At 40.1% G+C, this 2,113-nt stretch carries 2 protein-coding genes; both read right to left on the bottom strand.

Going from position 1 to position 2,113, the window contains the following annotated elements:
- The coding region (locus tag H6S82_RS34230) for a PAS domain S-box protein (protein WP_347339572.1) at positions 1 to 1,686 on the bottom strand (1,686 nt) is incomplete at its 3' end.
- On the bottom strand, positions 1,670 to 2,113 hold a 444-nt coding region (locus tag H6S82_RS34225; protein WP_277926622.1), incomplete at its 5' end, for an MASE1 domain-containing protein. The genes H6S82_RS34230 and H6S82_RS34225, both read right to left, overlap by 17 nt.

The raw sequence follows: 2,113 nt of genomic DNA, 5'->3' as shown, positions 1-2,113 counted from the left end.
GAAGCCAACCAAATCGGCAAATAAAATCGTCACTTCATTAAAGCTCTCGGCGATGGCGCTTTGATCTTCCTTGAGTCTATTGGCAATTGGTTCTGGTAAAATGTTTAGCAATAATTCTTCAGATTTTTCTTTTTCCAAACGCAATGCTGACTCAGCTTGTTTGCGATCGCTAATATCGCGGGCTACCCACATCACCGAATCTTCAGATACGGGTGCAATCGTAGCGAGAAACCAATATTCAGAGTCGCCAACAGGCAGGTTATACTCGAAATTAATTGTTTGTTTTGTATGCAGTACTTGCTGAATTTGCTCTAAAAAAACTTCGGCATTATCGCCGATTAAAAATTGTTCCACTGTAGGGCTAATAATATCAACATCAGGCGGGTATAAACGTCCCGGATTTGTCGGCGCAACTTTCAGATCTTTAGCTTTAGAATCTACTACGAGAATTATATCTGTCATCGACGCTAAAAGAGCATTTAATTCTGCATAAGATTGCTGTAGCTTATCTTCTAAAATTTTGCGATCGCTAATATCCCGCGCCACCCAAATCACTCGCTCTTGTGATATGGGTGAAATATTGGCAGAAAACCACACCAGTCGATCTTTGAACAATAAACTGTACTCAAAGTTCGCTGTTTCTTGCGTATCCAAAACTCGCTGAATATTTTTAATAAAAGTATCAGCCTCTGCTTTTGGTAAGACAGCGTGTAAGCTTTTACACACTTGTTTCGGGCCGATTTGTTTCGGAATATTTGGATTTGTTGAGACTACTTTGAGACAATTCCCCTGGCAATCTAGCACAAAAATCATATCAGTCATAGCGGCGAATAAAGTTCGTAGTTCGGCTTCAGTAGCAGCAAGCGTAGCCGTTCGTTCTTCCACTCTGAGTTCTAATTCTTCATTCAACTTTTGCAGCGATAATTCCGCTTGTTTGCGCGAGGTGATATCCGTACCAATAGCAAGTATGCCGATAAAATTTCCTGCTAAATCAAACAGCGGTTTATTAGCCCACGCTACCCAAACTCGTTCGCCATTGCGCCGAATATTTTCATTTTCGTTGCGAGTATATTGCTCCGGGTGTTGCAAGATACTGCTCATCATAGCTGCTAAATCTTTCCCTGTTGTATCTGTTTGGGGAATAATCGTACCAACCAGATTTTTGCCCAAGATTTCTTCCTCAGTAAAACCAAAGAATTTCTGAGCAAACTCGTTGAAAAATGTCAAATTACCGTCACAGTCAATTTTGAGAATAATACTGTTAGCATTTTCTACAAGTTCTCGATATTTTATTTCGCTCTGGCGCAACAAATTTTCAGATGCAGCACGTTCTGATACTGTAGCAGCTAATAATAGGGAAGTAATAGTAATCACTCCCATAAAAGCTTGCAAAAATAGGATTGCCTGACTGATATTATCAGTCTTAGCAATAAAAGGGCCTCCTCCCTGAGATGCTCCCCATATAGCAATGCTCGATACGACGAAGGAAGATAAAACAGCACCGCGCTGACCAAATTGAATTGCCGCCCAAATGATGAATGGAAAAGGTAAATATTCCAGGGGATAACGAGAAATTTGCGCCTCTGTTCTCGCTGCAAATACCATCCAACTAACTGTTACTAATAAAATCAGCCAAATTAGTAATGACAGTCGATTTTGAATGATTATTTTAGAGTTTTTTTTCACTATTATTTGTACCTTTTTTGGTCAACATAATCAATAGCAATGGCGTGAATATTAAGATTCCCATTGCATCCCCCAAAAACCAATTCCAGCGTACTTCCCAATATTTATTCCACTCAACTAGACCAGTTAAAACCATACGGAGTGGCCCTAAAGTAGAATTTATTTGGGTAGCAATAGTAGCTCCGAACAAAACAAGATATATAACATCTATCAAACGAGCCAGTGATGTACGAAACCCCAGATGACGTAGCAAATATACTGCCACTACAGCTTGTAAAGTCGTACCGAAAGATGCTTGTAACGCCAGTATTAATGATGGCTTTATGCCTAAAAAATCGAAAAAAAATGCTCCCAAAGCTACTCCCGGCCAATAACGCACTCCTAGCAATAATAAAGCAGCTTGTGCAATTCCTGCCGGAGGCCATAC

This window comes from Planktothrix sp. FACHB-1355, assembly GCF_014748295.1.
Classification (GTDB): Bacteria; Cyanobacteriota; Cyanobacteriia; order Cyanobacteriales; family Aerosakkonemataceae; genus Aerosakkonema; species Aerosakkonema funiforme_A.
This window is presented reverse-complemented; position numbering and strand designations above follow the sequence as displayed.